This window comes from Streptomyces griseocarneus, assembly GCF_014655595.1.
Classification (GTDB): Bacteria; Actinomycetota; Actinomycetes; order Streptomycetales; family Streptomycetaceae; genus Streptomyces; species Streptomyces griseocarneus.
In genome coordinates this window covers 22,493-45,663 of record NZ_BNBL01000006.1, presented here as the reverse complement: position 1 = coordinate 45,663, position 23,171 = coordinate 22,493, and the positions used below count along the sequence as shown (strand labels likewise).

The following is a 23,171-nucleotide window of genomic DNA, read 5'->3' as shown; positions in this document are numbered from 1 at the left end:
ATTGACATGAAAAGCGACCCGGATGGGCGAACGCGCGATGACATACATCACGCCCTACGGTCCTATCGTCCTAACCGGCCGCACGAGCCCCTCCGGCGGCGGCTACCCGGGCCGTACGATCCCCAGGATCGGCATCGAGCCGGCCCCCGCGAGGGTCACCTGCCGCCCCGGCCGGGGCGCGTGGACGATCATGCCGTCGCCCGCGTACACCCCGACGTGGCTGGCGTCCGAGAAGTAGATCACCAGGTCGCCCGGGCGCATGTCCTTGACGTCGATCTTCGGCAGCTGCCGCCACTGCTCCTGCGAGGTGCGCGGGATCGCGCGCCCGGCCGCCGCCCACGCCTTGAGCGTGAGCCCCGAGCAGTCGTAGGTGTCCGGGCCCTCGGCGCCCCAGACGTAGTTCTTGCCGATCTGGGCGGACGCGAAGTCGACCGCGCGCTTGCCGTCGCCGGTGGCGGCCGAGCCCTTGTCGTTCATGACGCCCTTGCCGGCGGAGCTGGAGAGCCAGGTCGCCTGCGCCTGACGGGCCCGCTCCTCCTCCAGCTGCCGCAGCCGCTCGCGCTCCTTGTCGGCCAGCTTCGACTCGAGCTTCTTCGCGGCCTCCAGCCGGCTCTCGATCTCCTTCTTCGCCGCTTCCTTCTTCTTGCGGTCGCCCTCGAGCGTCTTGCGGCGGTCCTCGGCGGCCTTGGCGTAGCGCCCGAGGTCCGCGCGCGTGGCCGTGAGCTGCGTCAGCAGGTCCCGGGTGGCCTGCTCGCCCTTGCGGGCGAGACTGACGCCGTTGAGGAAGGTCTCGGGCGAGTCGCTGAAGAACAGCTGCGTCGGCGGGGTGAGCGCGCCGCTGCGGTACTGGGCGCGGGCGAGGGCGCCGGTCCTGCCGCGGAGCAGGTCCAGGCGCTGCTGGGTGTCCTTCACCCGGCGGGTGAGCTCCGCGACCGCCTTCTCCTGCAGGCGCTGCTGCTCGTTCGCCGCGTTGTAGGCGTCGGTGGCGGCCTCGGCCTTGCGGTAGAGGCTCTCCACCTGCTTGTGGACCTCCTCCAGGGAGCTGGCGGCCGGCGCCGCGGACGACGCGGCAGGCTGCGGGGGGCCGGGATCCGCGTGGGCGACGGCCGGGACGGCGAGCGCGCCCGCGCCCAGGGCGCAGACGAGCGCGACCGCGAGGGCGAGGCGCCGCGCGCCCGGGCCCGTAGCGCCGAAGGGACGCTTGACGTCCAGCGGGCCCGTAGCGCCGGCCAAACCGGCCGTATCGGCTCTTACGGCGCCAAAAGAACCCCGGGCCTCCCCGGCCACACCACTCGCGCCGTATGCGGGGCCTCCCCCGCCGGACGTGCCACCGTTCCGCCTCACAGAACCCCTCCGCGACTCCGCCCCCGCGCCTGACGTGCCGTCACGCGCGTTCGGATGCTGCCACGGCTGCCCGTAAATCGACAGAGACCTGCGTCACACTGGGGGCTGGAATCCGGCCGTCCGGAGAGCTACCACACCGACGGGTGAGGTTCACCCTCCGTTCACTCTGCCCCATCGACCGCTTCACCTGATCTGCCTAATTTCAGCCGTGGAGGGTGGGAGTCACACCATCCGGGTGAACCACCCGCCACCCGCCCCGCCCCACGGCGGAACAGCTCCACCGACCTCTCGCACGCCGCCCGAGCGGCGGCTCCCGGAAGGAACCCCCGAAAGTGAAGCTTCAGCGCAAGAACCGGCTTCGCACAGTCGCCCTCGGCGCCATCGCCGTCTCCGGTGCCCTGGTCCTCACGGCGTGCGGCTCGGACGACAACAGCGGCGGTGCCTCGGGCGGCAACGGCTCGACCAAGGCCGCCGGCAACATCAAGTGCGAGGGCAAGGGCCAGCTGCTGGCCTCCGGCTCTTCCGCGCAGAAGAACGCCATGGACCTGTGGGTGAAGAACTTCTCCCAGGCCTGCAAGGACATCCAGGTCAACTACAAGGCCACGGGCTCCGGCGCCGGCATCCAGGAGTTCCTCCAGGGCAAGACCGCCTTCGCCGGCTCCGACTCCGCGCTCAAGCCGGAGGAGGTCGCCAAGTCCAAGGACGTCGTCAAGGGCGGTCAGGGCATCAACCTGCCCCTGCTCGGCGGCCCGATCGCCATCGGCTACCACGTCCCGGGCGTGGACAACCTGGTGCTGGACGCCGACACCCTCGCCAAGATCTTCGACTCGAAGATCGAGAAGTGGAACGACGAGGCGATCAAGAAGCTCAACCCGGACGCCAAGCTGCCGGACCTCAAGATCCAGGCGTTCCACCGCTCCGACGAGTCCGGCACCACGGACAACTTCACCAAGTACCTCAAGGCGGCGGCCGACAAGTCCTGGCCGTACGAGCCCGCCAAGGCCTGGAAGGCCAAGGGCGGCCAGTCCGCCGACGGCTCGGCCGGTGTCTCCTCGCAGGTCAAGCAGACCGCGGGCGCCATCTCCTACTTCGAGCTGTCCTACGCCACCGCCAACTCGATCAAGACGGTGAAGCTCAACACCGGCGCCTCCGCCCCGGTCGAGGCCACCTCCGACAACGCCTCCAAGGCCATCTCCGAGGCGAAGATCGTGGGCACCGACAAGGACCTCGCCCTCAAGCTCAACTACACCACCAAGGCCGACGGCGCCTACCCGATCACCCTGGTGACGTACGAGATCGTCGGGGACAAGGGCAACAAGGCCGAGACGCTGCCGGCCACGAAGTCCTTCCTCACCTACATCGCGAGCGAGGACGGCCAGTCGGTCCTGAAGGAGCTCGGCTACGCGCCGCTGCCCGCCGAGATCGCCAAGAAGGTCCGCGAGACCGTCGCGACCCTCTCCTGACACGGATGCGGCCGGCCCCGGCCCACTGACCAGGGGCCGGCCGCACCGTCCGGTGCACCGCCGCGCCAGGAGCCCCGCCGCCGCCGAGAGGCGGCACCCGGCAGGACTCCGCAGACCGGAGAAACCCCATGGACATAACCCCAGCCACCGCAGCAAGCCCGCCGCCCCTCGCCGGCGGCCCGGCACCCGCCGAGCAGAAGGCCACCACGCGGCCCGGCGACCGGATCTTCCTCGCGCTCTCGCGCGGATCCGGCATCCTGCTCCTGGTGATCATGGCCGCCATCGCGGTCTTCCTCACCGTGCGGGCCACCAACGCCCTCTCCCACAACGAGGGCAACTTCTTCACGACCTTCGAGTGGAGCGCCAACTCCACCCCGCCGGTCTTCGGCATCGCCGTGCTGGCCTTCGGCACGGTCGTCAGCTCGCTGATCGCCATGCTCATCGCCGTGCCGGTCGCCATCGGCATCGCGCTGTTCATCTCCCACTACGCACCGCGCAGGCTGTCGACGCCGCTGTCGTACGTCATCGACCTGCTCGCCGCCGTGCCGTCCATCGTCTACGGCCTGTGGGGCGCCCTGTTCCTGGTGCCGCACCTGGGCGGGCTCTACGGCTGGCTGAACGACTACTTCGGCTGGACCGGGATCTTCGAGTACCACGACGGCGCCGCCCGCTCGCTCTTCACCATCGGCATCCTGCTGGCGATCATGATCCTGCCGATCGTCACCAGCGTCAGCCGCGAGGTCTTCCTGCAGGCCCCGAAGATGCACGAGGAGGCCGCCCTCGCGCTCGGCGCGACCCGCTGGGAAGTCATCCGGATGTCGGTACTCCCCTTCGGCCGTTCGGGTGTCATCAGCGCCTCGATGCTGGGCCTGGGCCGTGCGCTCGGCGAGACGATGGCCGTCGCGACGGTCCTCTCCCCCAGCTTCGAGATCGGCACGAGCCTGCTGGACCCCGGAGGCGGCACGTTCGCCCAGAACATCGCGAGCAGCTTCAAGGAGTCCGGCGAGATAGGCAAGGACGCCCTGATCGCCTCCGGCCTCGTGCTGTTCGTCCTGACCCTCCTGGTCAACGGCGCCGCCCGGCTGATCATCGCGCGCCGCAAGGAGTACACGGCATGAGCGGAGTGACCATGAACAAGCCCCTGGTCGCCGACAGCGCCCCGAAGGCCCCCTCCGGCCTGCACCAGCCCCGCCTGCCCCGCTGGGCCCCCGCGGCCCTCGCGCTCGGCGCGGCCGCCGTGGGCACCGGGATCGGCATCGGCGCCGGGCTCGGCAGCCACGTCCAGTGGGGCCTGCTCGCCGCCGTCCTCTACGTCGCCGGGATGTTCGCCCTCGCCGCCCGCGTCGAGGGCCGCCGGCAGGCCAAGGACCGCCTCGCCACCAGCCTCGTCTGGGTCTGCTTCCTGATCGCCGTCGTCCCGCTGGTCTCCCTGGTCTGGGAGACGATCGCGCGCGGCATCAAGGTGCTCGACGGCAACTTCCTCTCCCACTCCATGGCCGGCGTCCTGACCATCCAGCCCGGCGGCGGCGTCTACCACGCCATCATCGGCACCCTGGAGCAGGTCGGCATCGCCACCGCCATCGCGGCCCCCATCGGCCTGCTGACGGCGATCTACCTGGTGGAGTACGGGCGCGGGCGCCTGGCCAAGGCCGTGACCTTCTTCGTCGACGTCATGACGGGCATCCCGTCGATCGTCGCCGGCCTGTTCGTCCTCAGCTTCTGGATCCTGATGATGGACAACGGCTACTCCGGATTCGCCGGCTCCATGGCCCTGGCGATCCTGATGATGCCGGTCGTCGTCCGCTCCACCGAGGAGATGCTCAAGCTCGTCCCCAACGAGCTGCGCGAGGCCTCCCTGGCACTGGGCGTGCCCAAGTGGCGCACGATCCTCAAGGTCGTCCTGCCCACCGCCATCGGCGGCATCGCCACCGGCGTGATGCTCGCGGTCGCCCGCATCGCCGGCGAGTCCGCCCCGATCGTCCTGCTGGTCTTCGGGTCGCAGCTGATCAACAACAACCCCTTCGAAGGCGCCCAGTCCTCCCTGCCGTACTACATCTACGAGCAGTGGGCGGCCGGCAACGAGGCCAGCTACGACCGCGCCTGGGCCGCGGCCCTGGTCCTCATCGCCTTCGTCATGATCCTCAACCTGGTGGCCCGCGGCATCGCCCGCTGGAAGGCCCCCAAGGCCGGCCGCTGACGCGGTTTGATTCCTCGAAAGAAGTAGTGATCCCCATGGCCAAGCGAATCGACGTCAGCGGCCTGAACGCCTACTACGGCAGCCACAAGGCGATCGACGACATCTCGATGACCGTCGAGCCCCGCTCCGTGACCGCCTTCATCGGCCCCTCCGGCTGCGGCAAGTCCACCTTCCTGCGCACCCTGAACCGCATGCACGAGGTCACCCCCGGCGGCCGCGTCGAGGGCAAGGTGATGCTGGACGACGAGAACCTCTACGGTCCCGGCGTCGACCCGGTCTCCGTGCGCCGCACGGTCGGCATGGTCTTCCAGCGGCCGAACCCCTTCCCCACCATGTCGATCTACGACAACGTGGCCGCCGGCGTCCGCCTCAACGGCGACCGGGTCCGCAAGGCCGAGCTGGACGGCATCGTGGAGAAGTCCCTCAAGGGCGCCAACCTCTGGAACGAGGTCAAGGACCGCCTGAACAAGCCGGGCGCCGGCCTCTCCGGCGGCCAGCAGCAGCGTCTGTGCATCGCGCGGGCGATCGCGGTCGAGCCGCAGGTCCTGCTGATGGACGAGCCCTGCTCGGCGCTCGACCCGATCTCCACGCTCGCCATCGAGGACCTGATAGGCGAGCTGAAGGAGCACTTCACGATCGTCATCGTGACCCACAACATGCAGCAGGCGGCCCGCGTCTCGGACCGCACCGCCTTCTTCAACCTGGCGGGCGTCGGCCAGCCGGGCAAGCTGGTGGAGATCGACGACACGGAGCGCATCTTCTCCAACCCCTCGGTGCAGGCCACCGAGGACTACATCTCGGGCCGCTTCGGCTGAGCCCGCCCGGAAACCCGTCTCGCGGTGCTGCATGGCGGTGCCACCGCAAGGCGAAGGGCCCGCCCCCTGTTCGTACCAGGGGGCGGGCCCATCCGTTTACGGCTGCGCGCTAGCCGAACGCGAGGTTCACCAGCCAGAAGCTGAACGCGGCCACGATCGCCGCGGCCGGCATGGTGATGAACCAGCCCATCACGATGTTCTTCGCGACGCCCCAGCGCACCGCGCGCGTGCCCTTGGTGGAGCCCACGCCCATGATGGCGGAGGTGATCACGTGCGTGGTGGAGATCGGCGCGTGGAACATGAACGACGCCGTGTACATGACCGAGGCGGCCGTGGTCTCGGCGGCGAAGCCCTGCGGCGGGTCCAGCTCGATGATGCGGCGGCCGAGCGTCCGCATGATCCGCCAGCCACCCGCGTACGTACCGAGCGAGAGCGTGATCGCACAGGCGAGCTTGACCCACAGCGGGATCGCCTCGTTCTTGCCCTGCACATCGCCGATGACCAGGGCCATCACCACGATGCCCATGGTCTTCTGGGCGTCCTGCAGACCGTGGCCGAGCGCCATGCCGGCGGCCGAGACGGTCTGGGCGATGCGGAAGCCGCGCTTGGCCTTGTGCGGGTTGGCCCTGCGGAACATCCACATGATCGCGACCATCACGAGATAGCCGAGGATCAGGCCGACGAACGGCGAGAGGAACATCGGGATGACGACCTTCTCGACGACGCCCGACCAGATGACGGTCGTGCCGCCGGCGAGCGCCGCGCCCACCATGCCGCCGAACAGGGCGTGCGAGGAGGACGAGGGCAGGCCGAAGTACCAGGTGACCATGTTCCAGACGATCGCGCCGACCAGCGCGGCGAAGAGGATGCCCATCCCCTTGTCGCCCACCGGCGTCTCGATCAGGCCCTTGCTGACGGTCTTGGCGACTCCGCTGCCGAGGAACGCACCGGCGAGGTTCATCACCGCCGCCATCGCGAGGGCCGCGCGCGGGGTCAGCGCCCGCGTGGAGACCGAGGTCGCGATGGCGTTCGCGGAGTCGTGGAAGCCGTTGGTATAGGTGAATCCGAGCGCGACCACGATGGTCACGACAAGAGCGAAGGTGTCCACCGGAGGTCAGGACTCCTTGACGGCGATGGTCTCGACCGTGTTCGCCACGTGCTCGAACGCGTCGGCGGCCTCCTCGAGCACATCGACGATCTGCTTGAGCTTGAGCACCTCGATGGCGTCGTACTTGCCGTTGAAGAGGTGGGCGAGGAGCTTGCGGTGAATCTGGTCGGCCTGGTTCTCGAGGCGGTTGACCTCGATCCAGTACTCCGTGAGGTTGGTCATCGTCCGCAGGTTCGGCATCGCCTCGGCGGTCAGCTCGGCGGCCCGCGCGAGAACCTCGATCTGCTGCTCGACGCCCTTCGGCAATTCCTCGACCTGGTAGAGGACGACCAGGTCGACGGCCTCTTCCATGAAATCCATGATGTCGTCGAGCGAACCGGCGAGGGAGTAGATGTCCTCGCGGTCGAACGGCGTGATGAAAGAGGAGTTCAGCTGGTGGAAGATCGCGTGCGTCGCGTCGTCCCCGGCGTGCTCCGCTGCCCGCATACGCTCGGCGATCTCGGCCCGGGCGGAGCTCTCCGCTCCGAGCAGTTCCATCAGGAGCTTGGAGCCCGTGACGATGTTGTCCGCGGAGGCGGCGAACATGTCGTAGAAGCTCGTCTCCCTGGGGGTCAGACGAAAGCGCACGTGGGATCCTCGGGGTGCAGCGGATTCGGTCTCGTTGATGCTAGGCGCATCATCCAGCCACAGCTAACTGGCATTCCCTCAGTGTCGCCCATCGGGCAGAGTGCTCATGAAGGCGGTACGGGCCTCCGGCGGAGATTTTGGGTACGATATACCCGCCCGGGGTATGGGAAAAGGGTATCGCCGACATGCGGACCCCGGCGGACCCCGGTGCCGCCCGTACGCTCATCATCCCGCTGATTCCAGCGGCCCGGCGGCACGGGCAGGAACCCGCAGGACAACGGAGGACGCCATGACGGCCACGGATGCCACAGTGACCAGCACCACTGAGCCCCCCGCGGCCTCCTGCCACGGCGAGGCGTCCGCGCCCGGGGAGCACCCCGGACCGCACGGTTACAGCAAGCAGAAGGACCAGCACCTCAAGCGACTGCGCCGGATCGAGGGCCAGATCCGCGGCCTCCAGCGCATGGTCGAGGAGGACGTCTACTGCATCGACATACTCACCCAGGTCTCGGCGAGCACGAAGGCCCTCCAGTCCTTCGCCCTCCAGCTCCTCCAGGAGCACCTGCGCCACTGCGTGGCCGACGCGGCCCTCAAGGGCGGCGCGGAGATCGACGCGAAGGTGGAGGAGGCCAGCGCGGCGATCGCGCGGCTGCTGCGGACGTAGGCCTCTGCGGACATGGGCCTTTGTGGACATGGGCCTTTGTGGACGTGGGCCTCTGCGGACGTAGCCCTTTGCGGACGCAGGCCTCAGCCGTCCGCGTCCCCTTCCGGCCCGGACGGCCGGCGCCGGACGACCCGCAGCACCTCGTCGATCCGGTCGAAGCTGAGGCGTTCCTCCACCGCGCTGGACGCGGCGATCATCAGCTCGCCGTAGAGATCGATCTCGATGAGGGCCGCGGGGTCCGGCCCGCCGGACGAACCGCGTCGCGAAACCACGTGATTCACCTCCTCGGGGCTTCTCGGGACCGCTTTCCAGCGTAGTGATCGGTACACACGCCGCGCATGGCACAGAAGGACCATTTCCATGGCCAACTACGCCCTGCCGCGCTATTTCTGCGGCGAAGCGACCGTGCCCGCATAGATTTCGGCGGGTGCGGGCAGGGAGATGTCCGGCCGGAATCCGAACGAGAAGAGCTCGACCGTGGAGACCACGGTCATCGGCGACGGCGGGGCCGAAACGGTGGCCGCGGCCGTCGCCGGCGCGGCGGACACGGCGGCGGAGGACGCGGCGGACGCGGACGCCGCCGAGGCCATCGGCCGGTGGGCGACGCCCGCCTCGGCCCGCCCGGCCCCCTCCCGGTCCGCCACCCCGAAGCGGTAGCGCAGCAGCCGCGGCCGGCCCTGCCGGTCGAGATACGCGTCGAACGCGACGGTCCCACTGGAGAACCCTTTCGCCGCCGCCGTCAGCGCCGCCCTGTCCCGCGCGGGCGCGGCCCGCGCCGCCCGGGACAGGTCGACCGTGCCCCAGTAGTGATCCACCCGGTCCCCGCCGAGCCGCTCCTCGCCCGCGTACGCCGCCTCGCGCGCGCCGCCCAGCAGCTCGGCCGCCGCGAGGGGATCGGTGGCGCCGCTGGTGAGCAGGTCGCCGTCGGCGAGGGTGCCCGTGTCGAGGCGCACCCACTTGCCGGCGGGCACGCCCGCCCCGCGGTTCTTCATGTACAGCGCGCCCGGCGCGAACACCTCGGTGATCGGCCGGTGCCCGGCGCTGCCCGCACCGCCCTCGGGCAGCATCACCGTCAGCCGCCCGACGGGCCGCGCGAAGTCGTAGGCGCCCCGGCCGTGAATGGTCAGCCGCGTGCCGCCGCTGACGGTCTCCATGGACGTACGGACCTTCGCGCCGCCCGCCCGGGCCAGCGCGGCGGAGGCGTGCCGCACGGCGGCGAGCGCCCGGACGGGGTCCGCGGCGGCGGGAACGACGGCCTCGTGGGCCTGCCGGACCAGGCTGCTGCCGCCCGCGCCGGAGGCCGCGCCCTCCCCGGCCGTCTCCTTCTCGGCGCAGCCGGACATCACGAGCAGACCAAAGGCGAGGCCGCCCGCCACCGCACCGGCGACGACCGCGCTCCCGCGCCTGTGCCTGGGCACAGCCATGTCCGTAAGCCCCCTGCCGCACGCTAGTGGAACCCGTTCCTTCAACGACCGCCCAGGGGTGGCCGTCACGGCCCGGTAGCGTGGACCCGTGTCCGATCCATCCACCGCGCCGCACCGCGCGGACCACACCACCAGCACCAGCGAGCGCGGTTCCTTCTGCACGGCCCGCTGCAGCTGCGGCTGGTACGGCCCCGCCCGCCGGGCGCGCTCCCTGGCGCGCGCCGACGCCGACGCGCACCTGCACGACACCTCGGCCACCGGCTAGTCCCCCCCTGGTCCCCGCCCCGTCGCCCCCGGCCGGAACCGCCCGCCCCGCCGAGCCATCTGTTTGATCAACGGGGACTCGGGTCAGGCGCATCAGCGCACACGCGACAAACGGCACCAGGGGCGGAACGGCATGACCATCGGCAGGCGCACACTTCTGGCAGCGGGCACCGGACTGGCGGCGGGCGCCGCCCTGGGTGCCACGGCGACGACGGGCACGGCGACGGCGGCCACCAGAAAGGCCGGCAAGAGCGACTGGACCGCCCTCGGCAAGGGCCTCGCCGGCGGCCTCGTACGCCCCGGCGACGCCGACTACACCGCCGCCCGGCAGCTGTACAACACCCGCTTCGACGCGCTGCGCCCCGCGGCGATCGCCTACGTCGCCGGCACGGCGGACATCTCCGCGGCCCTGGCCTTCGCCCGCCGCTACTCCATACCCGTCTCCATACGCAACGGCGGTCACAGCTACGCCGGCTGGTCCAGCGGCAACGACCGGCTCGTCATCGACGTCTCGCGGCTGAGCAGCGTCCGGACGCCGTCCGCGTCCACCGCCGTCATAGGCGCCGGCGCCAAGCTCGTCGACGTCTACACCAGCCTGGCCGCGCACGGCGTGACCATCCCGGCCGGCTCCTGCCCCACCGTCGGCGTCTCCGGGCTCACCCTGGGCGGCGGCCACGGCATCCTCTCCCGCGCCTACGGCCTCACCTGCGACAGCCTCACCGGCGCCACCCTCGTCACCGCCGACGGCAAGACCGTCGTCTGCGACGCCACCCGCGAGGCGGACCTCTTCTGGGCCCTGCGCGGCGCCGGCAACGGCAACTTCGGCGTCGTCACCGAACTCCGCTTCCGCACCCGCGCCGTGGGCGAGGGGGTGACCGGCTACGTCTCCTTCCCCTGGTCCAAGGCCGCGGCCGTGGTGCGGGCGTGGCAGGAGTGGGGGCCGAGCCGGCCGGACGAGATCTGGTCGGCCTGCGACCTGTCGGCCGCGGGGGGCGGCTCGCCCCGCATATCCGTCGCCGCGTTCACGATCGGCTCGTACGGGGACCTGGAGAACGCCTTCGACGAGCTGACCGGCAAGGTGGCCAAGGCGACCGGCGGCAGCGCCGGCATCGGCACCGTGCGACTGCGGCGCCACTCCTACCTCGACACCGTGCGCGCCTACGCCGGCTGCGGCGACAAGTCCACCGAGCAGTGCCACCTACCGGGCGCCACGCCCGGCCGCGAGGCCTCCGGCAAGCTGGGGCGCGAGACGTACGCGGCGCGCTCGGACTTCTTCGACCGCTCTCTGGACGCGGCGGGCGTGCGGGCGCTGCTCGACCAGCTGGAACGTTTCGGGCGCGGGGTCAAGGGCGGCGGCGCCTCGGTGCAGCTGACGGCCCTGGGCGGCGCGGTCAACCGCGTGCAGCCGCTGGCGACGGCCTTCGTGCACCGGCGGTCGCGGATGCTGGCGCAGTACCTGACGTCGTGGGCGGCGGGCGGTGCGGGCACGGCGCAGACGGCCTGGCTGGACGGCGCGCACACGGCGATGCGCCGGTACGCCTCGGGCGCCGCGTACCAGAACTACACGGACCCGGGCCTGAAGGACTGGCGCAAGGCCTACTACGGGGACGCGGCGGACCGCCTCACGAAGCTGAAGCGGCGCTACGACCCGAAGCGCGTCTTCGACTTCCCGCAGGCGCTCTGAGTCCGATACGCCGACCGGCACGCGGTCGGCTGCCAGGCGGCCTGCTGTCAGGCGGCCAGGTCGCGGTCGTGGTGGCGCGGGCGGCCGGCGGTGCCGGGGCCGGTGAGGGCGGCGCCGTCGTCGGCGCCTTCACCGGCCCCGGCGGCGGGCACCACGGCCACGGGCGCGCCGGCAGACCGGACGAGCCGGCCCGCCCGCGTCCCGGCGATCCTCCGCGTCAGCGGCGTGAGCAGCATCATCGCGAGCGGGGCGAGGAGCAGGGTGACGGCGGTGCCGAGGGCGAAGCCTCCGATGACGTCCGTGGGGTAGTGCACGCCCATGTAGACCCGGCAGAAGCCCTCGAGCAGCGCCAGGCCGATGCCGACGAGCCCGTACTTCCGGTTGGCCACGAACAGGCCCACGCCCAGGGCCATGGTCAGCGTCGCGTGGTCGCTGACGAAGGAGAAGTCGGTCTTCCCCTTGACCAGGACCTCGAGCCCCTGGTGATCGAGGAAGGGCCGGGGGCGGCGGACGAAGCCGCGGATGGGGATGTTGACCAGGAGCGCGATGCCGGCCGCGACCGGCGCCCACAGCAGGGCCGCAGTCCCGGCGGGCGCGTCGTCGCTCCTGCGGACGCTCCACCACGCGCACAGCATCAGCACGGCGAAGCCGAAGACGATCCCGTACTCGCCGATGAACTCCATCGCGCGGTCCGCCCAGTGCGGCGCGGACTTCGCGAGACCGTTGATCTCGTAGAGCAGTCTGTCGTCGGGGTTCGAACCGCCCCCGGCCGCCGGCATGGAGTCTCCCGTCACGAGTCCAGCCATTGCCCCGGCCCCTATCTGTCGCCTGTCGCCACGTCCAGCTACCGACCCCCGTGGTCCGTGCGCCGCAGCCTGCGGCGCTGCTCACCCACTTCATTGGAACGCCCTACTCCAGTAGAGCGTTCCACTCTCTACCCAATGATCACTAGGACGTTATCGAAGGGTGACCCATCGTCCCAGCCCGGGCTGTTCCGGTCAGGCGGACTTGGGTTTGGGGAGCGCTTTTGCGCCATCCTGCGTCACCCGTGTCGCACCGATGTAATCCGGTGAATCAATCTTGTCGAACCTGATCACAGCTCCGGTGTACGGCGCGTTGATCATGTACCCTCCGCCCACGTAGAGGCCCACGTGGTGGATGCTGCGCGGATCCTTCAAGTCGTGCGCGAAGAAGACCAGGTCGCCGGGCAGGAGTTCGTCCCGCTTGGGGTGCGGCCCCGCGTTCCACTGGTCGTTGGCCACGCGCGGCAGTTCGATGCCCACGGACTCGTACGCCGCCTTCGTCAGGCCCGAGCAGTCGAAACGCCCGTTGTCCTCCTTGGTGCCGTCACCGCCCCAGAGGTAGGGCGTGCCCAGCTTCTCCTGGGCGAAGTAGATCGCCCCGGCCGCCGCCTGCGACGGCGCAACCCTGCCGACCGGCCGCGCGAAGCTCTTCTCCAGACTGCGGATCGACTTCACATAGCCCTGCGTCTCGTTGTACGGCGGAATGCCGCCCGCCCTGATGACGGCGTACGAACCGGCGTTGTACGAAGCGAGCATGTTGTCCGTGATGTCGCCGGGGACGTTCTTGACGTACTTGGCGAGGTCGCAGTCATAGGTGGCGGCGGAGGGAATCGCGTCCTGAGGATCCCAGATGTCCCGCTTTCCATCGCCGTTGCCGTCGACCGCGTGCCCGGCCCAGGTCTCCGGGATGAACTGCGCTATCCCCCGGGCATCGGCGGGACTGACGGCCCTGGGGTTCCAGTTGCTCTCGGTGTAGAGCTGCGCGGCGAGGATCGCCGGGTTGAGGGCGGGGCAGAGGTTGCCCCACTGGGCGACGAGCGCCTGGTACTGATCCGGAACCGCCCCCTTGGCCAGCCCGACCGTCCCCCTGCCCCCGCCGCCGCCCACGATGTTCCCCGCGGCCACGTACACACCGACAAAGAGCAGCCCGACGAAACTCAGGCACAAGCCGATACCGGCACCCACGCCCAACCAGAGCTTCCGCACCCCGCAATCCTCCCCCAAGGGCCCACCGCGTATCCGGACTTCCGTACGGTCCGTCAGCCTCCGTCGTCCCCCGACGCTTTAGCCTGCATCACCCTACGAGCGGGAACCAGACGGCCTCGCCCCGCCACCGGCCCGGACCCGGCGGCGCGACGCTAGGGTGAGCGCCGGCGTTCATCCGAACATCCCATCTCAGGAGGGGGCGGCACGTGCCCGAGATTCCCGCCGGTCTCAAGTGGATCCCGGCCACCGACGACGAGAAGATGACCGAGTATTTGGAGGTCGCCTTCGGGAACGACGGCAACGTCTACATCCGGGAGAACATCAACCCCGAGAAGGTCGTGGTGACGACCGACGCCAAGTGGGACGCGTTCGTCCTCGGCGTCCAGGCGGGCGAGTTCGACCACTTCGTCGAGGGCATCGAGGACTGACCCTCCACGCCCCGGCCGCCCGGCAGCCGCCGTCTGTCAGCCGTCACCGTGCCGGCCGTCGTCCCGTCAGTCGTCGTCCCGCTCGCGCGGCTTCTTCGGCTTGCCCGCCGAGGACGAGGGCCGGGGCGAGGACGACGAGGACGGGCGCGCCGAGCCGTCCGCCGGCCCCGCGGACTTCGCCGGCTTCGGCGACTTCCCGGACTTCGGCGAGCGGGTGGCCTTCGCGGTCCGCGAGGGCACGGCGTCGACGTCGACGCCCGGAGGCTTCGCGTCCCCGTCCTGGCTCGCCTCGGCAGCGGGGACGGCCGACGGCGAGGAACCGCCCTTGCCGCCACCGCCACTTCCGGACTCGAACATGCTGACCCCGATCAGGGCCGCGACCACGAAGGCGGCCGCCCCGGCGACGACGCCGAGCAGCGTCTTCCGCTTCCGCGCGGGCGGTGGCACCGCGGCATAGGTGGTCGTGCTCTCCCGCTGCGGGCCGAACCGGCCGGGCGACGGGGGCGGCACGAACGGCGGCGGCGGAGCGCCCGGAGCCGGCGGGACGGCGGCCGACACGGCCGTCGGAGCCATGCCTGCGGGGCCCATGCCGGGAGCACCCATTCCGTTGGGGCCCATGCGGTTGGCTCCCGTGCCGTGCGGGCCCCCGGCCATCGGGCCCATGGCGTGGGGAGCCGTGGCGTTCGGCAGCGGCTGCGCCCGGTCCTCCCAGGAGCCGTCGGCGAAGAAGTCCGCGACCTCCTGGGCCGACGGCCGCTCCTCCGGCTGCTTGGCCAGCATGCGCAGCAGGAAGGCCTCGAACGCGTACGGGATCTCGCCCCGCTGCAGCCGCGGCGGCTCGGGCGTGCTGTCCACGTGCATGTAGAGCAGCGTCGTCGGGCTCTCGGACCAGAAGGGCGGCCGGCCGATCAGCAGCTGGTACAGCACGCACCCCAGGGCGTACACGTCCGACTCCGGGCCGGCCGTCCGCCCCAGCGCCCGCTCGGGGGCGAGGTAGGTGCTCGTACCGACGATCTGCCCGGCCCGGGTCAGCTGGGCCGAGGTCTCGTCGACGAACCGCGCGATGCCGAAGTCGCCGATCTTCAGGGCGCTGCTCGCGGCGTCCACCATCAGGTTTCCGGGCTTCACATCGCGGTGGACCACCCCCTGCGCGTGCGCGGCAGCCAGGCCGGACGCCGTCTGGGCGGCGATGTCGGCCACGCGGCGCACGGCGAGCGTCCCCTGGGCCGCGAGCTCGCCCTGCAGGCTCGGCCCCTGGACAAGTTCCATGACGAGATAGAAGCGGCCGTCCCACTCGCCGAAGTCGTACACGGCGACGACCTGAGGGTGATTCAGGCGCGCGGCCGTCTGGGCCTCCATCCGGAAGCGCATAGCGGAGGACTCGTCGGAGTCGTCCCCCAGGAGCAGCTTGACCGCCACCTGACGGCCCAGCACCTCGTCGTGCCCCTGCCAGACTTCGCCCATTCCCCCACGGCCGAGCGGCTCCCCCAACCGGTAACGACCGGCAACCAGCACGCGTACCACCCTTGATCTCGAACCGTGCGCGGCTCCATGCGCAGATCAGGAAGAGTACCCACCGAACACACTGTCGTTTGAACATCTCCGCGCCCCCCTGTATCGCCGCTCATTGCTCGGCGTCCATACGCGTGATACACAGAGTCACCCTAGGACCCCCCACTGACAACGGGGCTTCGCCGCAGGTCAGGGCGGCACCACCGCTCACTCGTACGGGTTCCGGCAAAAAATGCCGCCAAATCGACATGCGGGGCGGCATCGTCGGCGAAGATAGGTCCTGACCTTTGCCGTGCGGCGGAGGGGATACAACTACCCATAAGGGGCGGTGAGTTAGAAATGTTTTTGGCTGCCGGCAACAAGGGCGACATCAACACCATCATTGGCGGAATCGCCCCGAAATGGGGCCCGTTCGGTGAACTCGGGCGCGAAGCACGCGTGATGATCGAGGTCATCATGGCGGCGGCGATCCTGCTCTGCCTGGCGATCGCGATCTGGGGCGCGGCAAAGCAGCGCATCGGCGCGACGGCACTCCGGGACACGTTCAGCGCCGAGCAGGGCAAGGGCCTGATCGTGGCGGGCCTGACGGGGGTGTTCATCATCGGCTCGCTCGGCACGCTGTTCACGATCGTCTACGGCATGGCCGTCTGAGCCCCCCTTACGCGCCCCCAGTCCGCCCCTTCCGCTTCCGTCCGTTTCCGTCCGGTCCCGCCGCGCATCACTCCCGCGCAGACCCTCTCGTCCCCGAGTCCCCCCGCACCGAGGCTGCCACCTGATGCCCCCTCACACCCCTTCGCCCACCCCCCGGATTCCCTTCCCACCGCTACCGTCATATACGGGCGGCAAGCCGGCCACGACGTATGAGGGAGCAGGCGGAGCATGAGTCTCGGCGACGACGGCTACGGCAGCGGCCAGGGCGACTACGGCGACAACCGCCACCACGGGACGCGCACGCGCCTCCCGGAGGGCGAGGTCGACCCGTACGCCCCACCCCGGCGCGGCAGCGGCCGCGCCGGCCGCACGGGCCGCCCCTCCGGCCGGAACCTGATCACTGTCGTGGGCGTCGTGGTGCTGCTCATCGCCGCCATCGCCTTCGCCAACCGCGGCGGCGACTCCGGTTCCTCCTCCGACAACGGCGACGGCTCCCACCGCACCCCCACCGGCGGCCAGGCGACGGCCCCCACCGGCACCAAGCCGGTCGACGGCAAGACCGGCCAGATCGCCTCGGGGTTCGCCCATTCGGAGCAGGGGGCGCAGAGCGCCGCGGCGAATTTCGCGGTGGCGTTGGGGGGTGACGGGATGTTCAAGGCGGACAGTCGTCACGCGATCGTGGATGCGATCTACACCACTGACGCCGCTGCCAAACTCAAGGGCCCGCAGGACCAGGCGTACTCGGCAGACTTCCTGAAGAGGCTCGGCCTCGACGCGGCAGGCAACCCGCCAAAGGACAAGACCTTCATCTCACGCACTATCCCAGTGGGCACCAAGGTGGTGGCGTTCAACGCTGACAGCGCCAAGGTCGCCGTCTGGTACACCGGCTTGATCGGCATGGCAGGAACCGGTTCGACCGACCCCGTGCGTACGGATTGGAAGACCTGGACCTTCGAACTGAAGTGGGTCGGTGCCGACTGGAAGATCGAAGACGATTCCCAGACGGACGGCCCAGCACCTGTCGCCGGCGACATCCCTGCTTCCGGTTCCGAGGACATCACAAAAGCCGTCAAGGAGTACGGAGGCTTCACTTATGCCCGGTAGGCCGCGCCGACGTGCCCTTACCCTCGCCGGTGCCCTGGCGGGCGTTCAAACAGCCGTCGTTCTCCTGGCCACACGTGTGGCTGCCGCTCCTACGCCGACACCGGGCGGAAGCACCACCCCGACGCCGGCTGGAAGCGCCACCCCGACCCCCGGCGCGACCGGATCACCCACGCCGACGGCAAGTCCCAGCAACAATCCCTGCGACTTGCTCATCGGCCCGGCAAAGAAGTACTGCGACGGCAGCAAAGCCGGAAGCGGCGCCGGAGGCGGTAGCACCACCCCCGCCGACCCCCCCAACGCCCTGGACCCCCTGGCCTCACTGGCAAAGGGTTGCGCCGAGGCCGGTTCGTGGATCATCAACAAGCTGTCCGACGCCGTCCAGAACACCGGCAACGTCGACTTCACCAACGCGCCCTTCCTCCGCCAGTACGCGGTGGTCTTCGCCGCGTCCACCATCCTCACGCTCATCCTGTGGCTGCTGGCCGTCGCCAAGCGGGCGGTGCGGGGCGTGCCGTTCTCGGAGGCGGTCACCGAGGCGGTCGGGTTCCTGTGGCTGACGGTCCTGGCATCGGCGTTCACGCCGCTGATCCTCTACACGGTCGTCTCGGCCACCGATGCCGTGACCGAGGTGATCGCCGCCGGTTCGGGGGCCAACAACGACGCGTTCTTCGGCGGGTTCGCCGACGCGCTCAAGAAGGGCAACGGCATCGGCGGCGGGCCGATCATGCTGATCGTGGTCTCGCTCGTGTCGGTGCTCGCCGCGGGCGTGCTGTGGCTGGAGCTGGTGATCCGGGCCGCGCTGCTGTACGTCGGGGCCATCCTCGGCACGGCGGTGTACGCGGGGCTGGTCGACAAGAACATGTGGGGGCACGTCCGCCGCTGGGCGGGCATCATGATCGCCGTCATCCTGGTCAAGCCGATCATCGTGATCGTCCTCGGCCTGGCCGGCGCGCTGTCCAACGGGACCGGCCCGACCGCCTTCTCCGCCGTCGTGTCCGGCCTCGCCATCATCATTCTCGCGATCTTCGCCAGTGCGATGATCTACCGCTTCGTGCCCGGCTTCGGCGACGAGATCGTCAGCAGCCGCGCCGCCAGCAACGACGCGGCCTCCCGGCAGGCCGCCGCAGTGATCTCCTCGCCTGCCGCCCTGGTCAAGCAGGGCATCACCACCCACAGCGCCCGCGGCAACGGCGGCGGAGGGTCGTCTCACCAGGCCCGTCCCGCCAGTGCCATGTCCGGCGGTGTGGCCGCCCACAGCGCACGCCCCGCGGCCCCGAGCGGCGGCGGCAACGGAAGCGCTCCCTCCGCAGCACCGGGCCCGGCGCCCCGCGCGCAGAACAACAGCAAGAGCAATACATCCGGAGGTGAGCGGAGTTGACGATCCCGGCCCAGTCCCAGCCGATCGCGGCCCGCCGTACGTATCTGATCGGCCGCGCGCGCCCCAACGCGGTCGTGGGCAAGAACCGGGAGACCGGCGAGATCGCCCTGATCATCGCCGGGGCGTTCCTGGGCATGATGTGCGGCCTCCTGGTGCCCTTCCTCCCGCTGCGGATCGTCACCCTCACCGGCTTCCCCGCGCTCTCCCTCGCGGCCGTCTACGTGCCGTACAAGAACCGCACCTTCTACAAGTGGTTCGAGATCAACCGCTCGTACAAGCGCACCCTCCGCCGCGGCGCCACGTACCGCTCCTCGGCGACCGAGGCCGGCACCCGCCTGGACGGGCGGGAGGTCGAGGTGGGCCCGCCGCCGGGCATCGGGCGGATCAACTGGCTCTCCGCGCCCTTCGGGCCGGACGAGATCGCCGTGCTGCTGCACGCGGACCGCCGCACCGTGACGGCCGCGATCGAGATCGAGGGGCCGGGCGTCGGGCTGCGCGACTCGGAGGACCAGGAGGCGCTGGTCGAGCGGTTCGGCACGCTGCTCAAGCACGTCGCCAACGGCGACGGCTACGTCACCCGCATCCAGATGCTCGCCCGTACGCTGCCCGCCGACCCCGACGCGCACGCCAAGGACGTCGAGCGGCGCGGCGACGACAGCGCCCCGGACTGGCTGAAGGAGTCGTACGACCAGCTGCAGTCGATGGTCTCGACGTCGTCCGAGCAGCACCGCGCGTACCTCGTGGCGTGCATGCACTACAGCCGCGAGCTGGCCGCCGAGGCGCAGGCCATCTCCCGGGCCTCCCGGCACGAGGGCGGCGGCAGGCAGCGGCTGGACCGGGACGCGGGCCTGGCCGTGGTCATGGCGCGCGAACTGACGGACATCTGCGCCCGGCTCGCCGAGGCCGACATCCGGGTGCGGCAGCCGCTCGGTCAGGGGCGGCTGGCGTCGCTCGTGCACTCGATGTACGACCCGGACCACCCGATCGACCACATCCAGGCGATGACCAAGCGCAACGCCTGGCCGGCCGAGCTGGACGCCATGGAGCCCACCTACCTCCAGGCGAAGACCCGGGAGTCGTCCACGCGCGCGCCCTGGTGTCACGCGACGGCGTGGGTGAAGGAGTGGCCGATGACGCCCGTGGGCGTCAACTTCCTCGCCCCGCTCCTCGTGCACACCCCGGACGTGATCCGTACGGTCGCGGTCTGCATGGACCTGGAGCCGACCGACGTGGCCATCGAGCGGATGCTGACCGAGAAGACGAACGACGACGCGGACGCCTCGCGCGCCGCCAAGATGAACCGGGTCGTCGACCCCCGCGACGTCGCCCACCACTCCCGCGTCGACCAGCGCGGCGAGGACCTCGCCAGCGGCGCGGCGGGCGTCAACCTGGTCGGTTACATCACCGTCTCGTCGCGCTCGCCGGAGGCGCTGGCGCGCGACAAGCGGACCATAAGAGCTTCGGCGGGCAAGAGCTACCTCAAGCTCGAGTGGTGCGACCGCGAGCACCACCGGGCGTTCGTCAACACGCTGCCGTTCGCGACCGGCATCCGACGATAGGGGCAATGCCGTGCTCGATCCCCTGGCCACCCTCACCGACGCCTTCACCAGTTTCCTCTTCGGGAAGGTGGAGACGACCCGGTTGCCCGTACGGACCTCCACCGGTCAGGCGCAGGCCGTCTACCTCCCCACCGCGGCCCCCGGCCTCGGCGACTCGGGCGTGGTCATCGGGCGCGAGGTGTACTCCGGCAAGGGCTACATCTACGACCCCTTCCAGCTCTACGGCCAGCAGCTGCCCGCCCCGCACTGGCTCGTCCTCGGCGAGTCCGGCAACGGCAAGTCGGCGCTGGAGAAGACGTACGTCCTGCGCCAGCTGCGCTTCCGCGACCGGCAGGTCGTCGTCCTGGACGCCCAGGGCGAGGACGGCGTCGGCGAGTGGAACCTCATCGCGCAGCAGCTGGGCATAACCCCCATCCGGCTGGACCCGACGGCCGCGCTCAACGGCGGCATCCGGCTCAACCCGCTCGACCCGGCGATCACCACGACCGGCCAGCTCGCCCTCCTCCGCACGATCATCGAGGTCGCGACGGGACGAGGACTGGACGAGCGGGCCGGTTTCGCGCTCAAGGTCGCGCACGCGTACGTCAACGAGACCATCGTGGGCCGCCAGCCGGTGCTGACGGACATCGTCGAGCAACTGCGCCACCCCGAGGCCGAGTCGGCGGAGTCGATGAACGTCGACATAGACGACGTACGGGCCTGGGGCCTGGACGTCGCGCTGGTGCTGGACCGGCTGGTGGACGGTGACCTGCGGGGCATGTTCGACGGGCCGACGACGGCCGGCATCGACCTCGACGCCCCGCTGATCGTCTTCGACCTCTCGCACATCGACCGCAACTCCATCGCCATGCCCATCCTCATGGCGATCGTGGGCGTCTGGCTGGAACACACCTGGATCCGTCCCGACCGGAAGAAGCGGATCTTCCTGGTCGAGGAGGCCTGGCACATCATCAACTCGCCGTTCGTGGCGCAGCTCTTCCAGCGGCTGCTGAAGTTCGGCCGACGGCTGGGCCTGTCGTTCGTGGCGGTGGTCCACCACCTGTCGGACGTGGTCGACGGGGCGGCGGCCAAGGAGGCCGCGGCGATCCTGAAGATGGCCTCGACGCGGACCGTCTACGCCCAGAAGGCCGACGAGGCGCGGGCCACGGGCCAGGTGCTGGGCCTGCCGCGCTGGGCGGTGGAGATCATTCCCACGCTCACCCCCGGCATCGCGGTCTGGGACGTCAACGGCAACGTCCAGGTCGTCAAGCACCTGATCACCGACGCCGAACGGCCGCTGGTCTACACCGACCGGGCCATGACCGAGGACGGCGACGACCTGGCCCGCGAGCTCGCGGCGGAGGCGGCGGCCGCCGAGCGGGCCGCGGCGGCGATGGAGGTGTACGGGCCGGGCGATCCGGCCGGCGCGGCCGAGCCCTCCGAGTCGACGGTGGCGTGACATGACGCCCGCACGGGACCGGGACGGCCGGAGCCACGGCTCCTCGGAGCGCGGAATTCCGGACGGCCTGCTGGTCAGCGTCCTCGCCTTCCTGCTGGGCATGACCCTGCTGGTCTGGACGGCCACCGGCATCGCGGCCTTCTTCGCGAACGGCGCCTGGCCGGACGGCGTGACGTTCGTCCGTACCCCCCAGGCGCTGCGCCACCTCATGACGCAGCCGCGCGACCTGCCGGCCGCGTGGCCGGAGGCGGAAGCGGAGGCGCTGTCGGGGTACGGGCTGTTCTGGGGCGTGCTCATCAGCGAGGTGCTGGTGGCCGTGGTGCTGATGACGTTCGCGATCGGGACGGTGGCCCGGTGGCGGGCGATGCGGGCGCGGCGGGAGCAGGGGGTGGGGGTCGGGGTGCCGGCGCAGGCCGCGCCGGTGGAATCCGTAGCAGTGCAGCCCGTAGCGGAGCAGGAGGCGGTGGTGTCCGTCCCCGGGCCGCGTACGCCCGCGCCCGCCACCGCCGCCCCTGTCCCCACCACTACCGCCACCACGGCCTCTCCCGCCCCCTCCGGCCCTCAGCGCCTCGTCTACGCAGCCGACCGGAGCGCCCTCGCCGCCCAGGCCGTCCTCGAGGCCGCCGGGCCCGTGCTCGTCGTCACCAGCGACCCCGGCCTGTGGGCCGGCACCAAGGCCGCCCGCGCCAAGCTCGGGCCTGTGCACGCGTTCGACCCGAGTCATCTCCTCGACACCCCCGACCGTCTCCGCTGGAACCCGGCCGCCGGCTGCGAGTCCCGCGACACGGCCGCTGCCCGCGCGGCCGCGCTCCTCGCGCCCGTACGCCCCCTCAGCGCCCTCGACTCCGCCACCGCCGACACGGCCGAGACCCTGGTGCGCTGCTGGCTGCACGCGGTCGCCGTCGACGGCCGCCCCTTCCGTCAGGTGCACCGCTGGGCCCAGGGGACGTCGGCGCACGAGCCCGTACGGATCCTGCGGACGAACCCCAAGGCGGTCGGCGGCACGGCGGGCGAGCTGGAGTCGGCGCTCACCGGGCACCCCGAACGGCGTGACATGGCCTTGCAATTGGCCGCGAGCGCCCTCACCGCCCTCACCTCCGTTCACATCCGCGACGCCTGTAACCCCAATCGAGCCAATTCCTTGGCGGTGGAATCATTCATCGCCGAAGGGGGAACCCTGTACGTGGTGGGTGAGGCGATTGAGGATCCCCGAACCCGCCCGGGTGCGATGCCGCTGCTCACCGCACTCGCCGCAAGCGTGGTCGAGCACGGCCGCCGCATGGCCGCACGGTCATCCTCCGGCCGGCTCGACCCACCACTGACCCTCGTCCTCGACGACGTCGCCGCCGTGGCCCCCATCCCGGCCCTCCCGGACCTGCTGGCGGCCGGTGAGGCACAAGGCCTGCCCACGTTCGCCCTGATGCGCTCGGAGGAACAGGCGAGGGCCCGCTGGCCGCGCCACACGCTGTCACCCGGCTGAAGCTGTCGCCCGGCTGAAGCTG

At 70.8% G+C, this 23,171-nt stretch carries 22 protein-coding genes; 14 read left to right on the top strand and 8 right to left on the bottom strand.

Features of this window, described 5'->3' with window-relative positions; genetic code table 11:
* Positions 1-102: 102 nt before the first annotated feature.
* The gene (locus tag IE295_RS16755) at positions 103-1,233 is read right to left on the bottom strand and encodes a C40 family peptidase (RefSeq protein ID WP_224323637.1); all 1,131 of its coding nucleotides are present in this window, start codon (positions 1,231-1,233) and stop codon (positions 103-105) included.
* Positions 1,234-1,676: 443 nt separating this feature from the next.
* Here IE295_RS16755 and pstS point away from each other — a divergent pair, with 443 nt between their 5' ends.
* The 4 genes from pstS to pstB all read left to right on the top strand — a co-directional run bounded on the left by pstS (position 1,677) and on the right by pstB (position 5,819).
* A complete protein-coding gene (pstS, locus tag IE295_RS16750; protein WP_190064461.1) occupies positions 1,677-2,807 on the top strand; it encodes a phosphate ABC transporter substrate-binding protein PstS in 1,131 nt (376 codons plus the stop codon).
* A gap of 128 nt (positions 2,808-2,935) precedes the next feature.
* Positions 2,936-3,925 (top strand): phosphate ABC transporter permease subunit PstC, encoded by a 990-nt coding sequence (pstC, locus tag IE295_RS16745; RefSeq protein WP_190064460.1) that lies wholly within the window; start codon positions 2,936-2,938, stop codon positions 3,923-3,925.
* A complete protein-coding gene (gene pstA / locus IE295_RS16740) occupies positions 3,922-5,004 on the top strand; it encodes a phosphate ABC transporter permease PstA (protein WP_372479963.1) in 1,083 nt (360 codons plus the stop codon). Before pstC ends, pstA begins: the two co-directional genes overlap by 4 nt.
* Positions 5,005-5,039: 35 nt before the next feature.
* A complete protein-coding gene (gene pstB / locus IE295_RS16735; RefSeq protein ID WP_190064459.1) occupies positions 5,040-5,819 on the top strand; it encodes a phosphate ABC transporter ATP-binding protein PstB in 780 nt (259 codons plus the stop codon).
* Positions 5,820-5,928: 109 nt separating this feature from the next.
* On the opposite strand, the gene IE295_RS16730 is transcribed toward pstB, so the two are convergent.
* On the bottom strand, positions 5,929-6,927 hold the full coding sequence (locus IE295_RS16730) for an inorganic phosphate transporter (RefSeq protein ID WP_190064458.1): 999 nt from the start codon (positions 6,925-6,927) through the stop codon (positions 5,929-5,931).
* A gap of 6 nt (positions 6,928-6,933) precedes the next feature.
* Positions 6,934-7,554, bottom strand: coding sequence for a DUF47 domain-containing protein (locus tag IE295_RS16725; RefSeq protein ID WP_190064457.1), 621 nt, complete (start codon positions 7,552-7,554; stop codon positions 6,934-6,936).
* 289 nt (positions 7,555-7,843) lie between these two features.
* Between IE295_RS16725 and IE295_RS16720 the strand changes: the two genes are divergently transcribed.
* Entirely contained in the window at positions 7,844-8,218 is a 375-nt protein-coding gene (locus IE295_RS16720; protein ID WP_190064456.1) for a metal-sensitive transcriptional regulator, read from the top strand.
* Between the two features lie 83 nt (positions 8,219-8,301).
* Here IE295_RS16720 and IE295_RS16715 read toward each other — a convergent pair whose 3' ends face one another.
* Both IE295_RS16715 and IE295_RS16710 read right to left on the bottom strand, forming a co-directional pair.
* Positions 8,302-8,490: a hypothetical protein gene (locus IE295_RS16715; RefSeq protein WP_190064455.1), complete on the bottom strand. Its 189-nt coding sequence runs from the start codon at positions 8,488-8,490 to the stop codon at positions 8,302-8,304.
* A gap of 111 nt (positions 8,491-8,601) precedes the next feature.
* Positions 8,602-9,642 (bottom strand): hypothetical protein, encoded by a 1,041-nt coding sequence (locus IE295_RS16710; protein WP_190064454.1) that lies wholly within the window; start codon positions 9,640-9,642, stop codon positions 8,602-8,604.
* Between the two features lie 88 nt (positions 9,643-9,730).
* Between IE295_RS16710 and IE295_RS16705 the strand changes: the two genes are divergently transcribed.
* Both IE295_RS16705 and IE295_RS16700 read left to right on the top strand, forming a co-directional pair.
* Positions 9,731-9,907: a hypothetical protein gene (locus tag IE295_RS16705; RefSeq protein ID WP_190064453.1), complete on the top strand. Its 177-nt coding sequence runs from the start codon at positions 9,731-9,733 to the stop codon at positions 9,905-9,907.
* 132 nt (positions 9,908-10,039) lie between these two features.
* Positions 10,040-11,590, top strand: coding sequence for an FAD-binding oxidoreductase (locus IE295_RS16700; protein WP_190064452.1), 1,551 nt, complete (start codon positions 10,040-10,042; stop codon positions 11,588-11,590).
* 47 nt (positions 11,591-11,637) lie between these two features.
* Here the strand turns inward: IE295_RS16700 and IE295_RS16695 are convergent, their stop codons facing one another.
* Both IE295_RS16695 and IE295_RS16690 read right to left on the bottom strand, forming a co-directional pair.
* Positions 11,638-12,396, bottom strand: a complete 759-nt coding sequence (locus IE295_RS16695) for a phosphatase PAP2 family protein (protein ID WP_224323638.1) — start codon at positions 12,394-12,396, stop codon at positions 11,638-11,640.
* 192 nt (positions 12,397-12,588) lie between these two features.
* Positions 12,589-13,599 (bottom strand): bifunctional lytic transglycosylase/C40 family peptidase, encoded by a 1,011-nt coding sequence (locus IE295_RS16690; RefSeq protein ID WP_308013225.1) that lies wholly within the window; start codon positions 13,597-13,599, stop codon positions 12,589-12,591.
* Between the two features lie 206 nt (positions 13,600-13,805).
* On the opposite strand from IE295_RS16690, the gene IE295_RS16685 reads away from it, so the two are divergent.
* The gene (locus IE295_RS16685) at positions 13,806-14,027 is read left to right on the top strand and encodes a DUF397 domain-containing protein (protein ID WP_190064450.1); all 222 of its coding nucleotides are present in this window, start codon (positions 13,806-13,808) and stop codon (positions 14,025-14,027) included.
* Between the two features lie 66 nt (positions 14,028-14,093).
* On the opposite strand, the gene IE295_RS16680 is transcribed toward IE295_RS16685, so the two are convergent.
* Positions 14,094-15,542 carry a serine/threonine-protein kinase gene (locus IE295_RS16680; protein WP_190064449.1) on the bottom strand — a complete coding sequence of 483 codons (1,449 nt, stop codon included), beginning with the start codon at positions 15,540-15,542 and terminating at the stop codon, positions 14,094-14,096.
* Between the two features lie 336 nt (positions 15,543-15,878).
* Here IE295_RS16680 and IE295_RS16675 point away from each other — a divergent pair, with 336 nt between their 5' ends.
* The 6 genes from IE295_RS16675 (at position 15,879) to IE295_RS16650 (ending at position 23,149) form a co-directional block, all read left to right on the top strand.
* A complete protein-coding gene (locus IE295_RS16675) occupies positions 15,879-16,190 on the top strand; it encodes a DUF8827 family protein (protein WP_086568524.1) in 312 nt (103 codons plus the stop codon).
* A gap of 228 nt (positions 16,191-16,418) precedes the next feature.
* Positions 16,419-17,294, top strand: coding sequence for a hypothetical protein (locus IE295_RS16670; protein ID WP_190064448.1), 876 nt, complete (start codon positions 16,419-16,421; stop codon positions 17,292-17,294).
* A complete protein-coding gene (locus tag IE295_RS16665) occupies positions 17,284-18,672 on the top strand; it encodes a hypothetical protein (RefSeq protein WP_190064447.1) in 1,389 nt (462 codons plus the stop codon). Before IE295_RS16670 ends, IE295_RS16665 begins: the two co-directional genes overlap by 11 nt.
* Before the next feature lie 2 nt (positions 18,673-18,674).
* Positions 18,675-20,231, top strand: coding sequence for an SCO6880 family protein (locus IE295_RS16660; protein WP_190064794.1), 1,557 nt, complete (start codon positions 18,675-18,677; stop codon positions 20,229-20,231).
* Positions 20,232-20,241: 10 nt separating this feature from the next.
* Positions 20,242-21,669, top strand: coding sequence for an ATP-binding protein (locus IE295_RS16655; RefSeq protein ID WP_190064446.1), 1,428 nt, complete (start codon positions 20,242-20,244; stop codon positions 21,667-21,669).
* Between the two features lies 1 nt (position 21,670).
* Entirely contained in the window at positions 21,671-23,149 is a 1,479-nt protein-coding gene (locus IE295_RS16650; RefSeq protein ID WP_190064445.1) for a type VI secretion protein, read from the top strand.
* The last annotated feature ends 22 nt before the right edge of the window (positions 23,150-23,171 follow it).

Bases quoted from the DNA above. Each gene is read 5' to 3' on its own strand.
- pstC (WP_190064460.1), top strand. From the start codon at position 2,936: ATGGACATAACCCCAGCCACCGCAGCAAGCCCGCCGCCCCTCGCCGGC.
- pstA (WP_372479963.1), top strand. From the start codon at position 3,922: ATGAGCGGAGTGACCATGAACAAGCCCCTGGTCGCCGACAGCGCCCCG.
- pstB (WP_190064459.1), top strand. From the start codon at position 5,040: ATGGCCAAGCGAATCGACGTCAGCGGCCTGAACGCCTACTACGGCAGC.
- IE295_RS16720 (WP_190064456.1), top strand. From the start codon at position 7,844: ATGACGGCCACGGATGCCACAGTGACCAGCACCACTGAGCCCCCCGCG.
- IE295_RS16710 (WP_190064454.1), bottom strand. From the start codon at position 9,642: ATGGCTGTGCCCAGGCACAGGCGCGGGAGCGCGGTCGTCGCCGGTGCG.
- IE295_RS16700 (WP_190064452.1), top strand. From the start codon at position 10,040: ATGACCATCGGCAGGCGCACACTTCTGGCAGCGGGCACCGGACTGGCG.
- IE295_RS16695 (WP_224323638.1), bottom strand. From the start codon at position 12,396: ATGGCTGGACTCGTGACGGGAGACTCCATGCCGGCGGCCGGGGGCGGT.
- IE295_RS16675 (WP_086568524.1), top strand. From the start codon at position 15,879: ATGTTTTTGGCTGCCGGCAACAAGGGCGACATCAACACCATCATTGGC.
- IE295_RS16670 (WP_190064448.1), top strand. From the start codon at position 16,419: ATGAGTCTCGGCGACGACGGCTACGGCAGCGGCCAGGGCGACTACGGC.
- IE295_RS16665 (WP_190064447.1), top strand. From the start codon at position 17,284: ATGCCCGGTAGGCCGCGCCGACGTGCCCTTACCCTCGCCGGTGCCCTG.
- IE295_RS16650 (WP_190064445.1), top strand. From the start codon at position 21,671: ATGACGCCCGCACGGGACCGGGACGGCCGGAGCCACGGCTCCTCGGAG.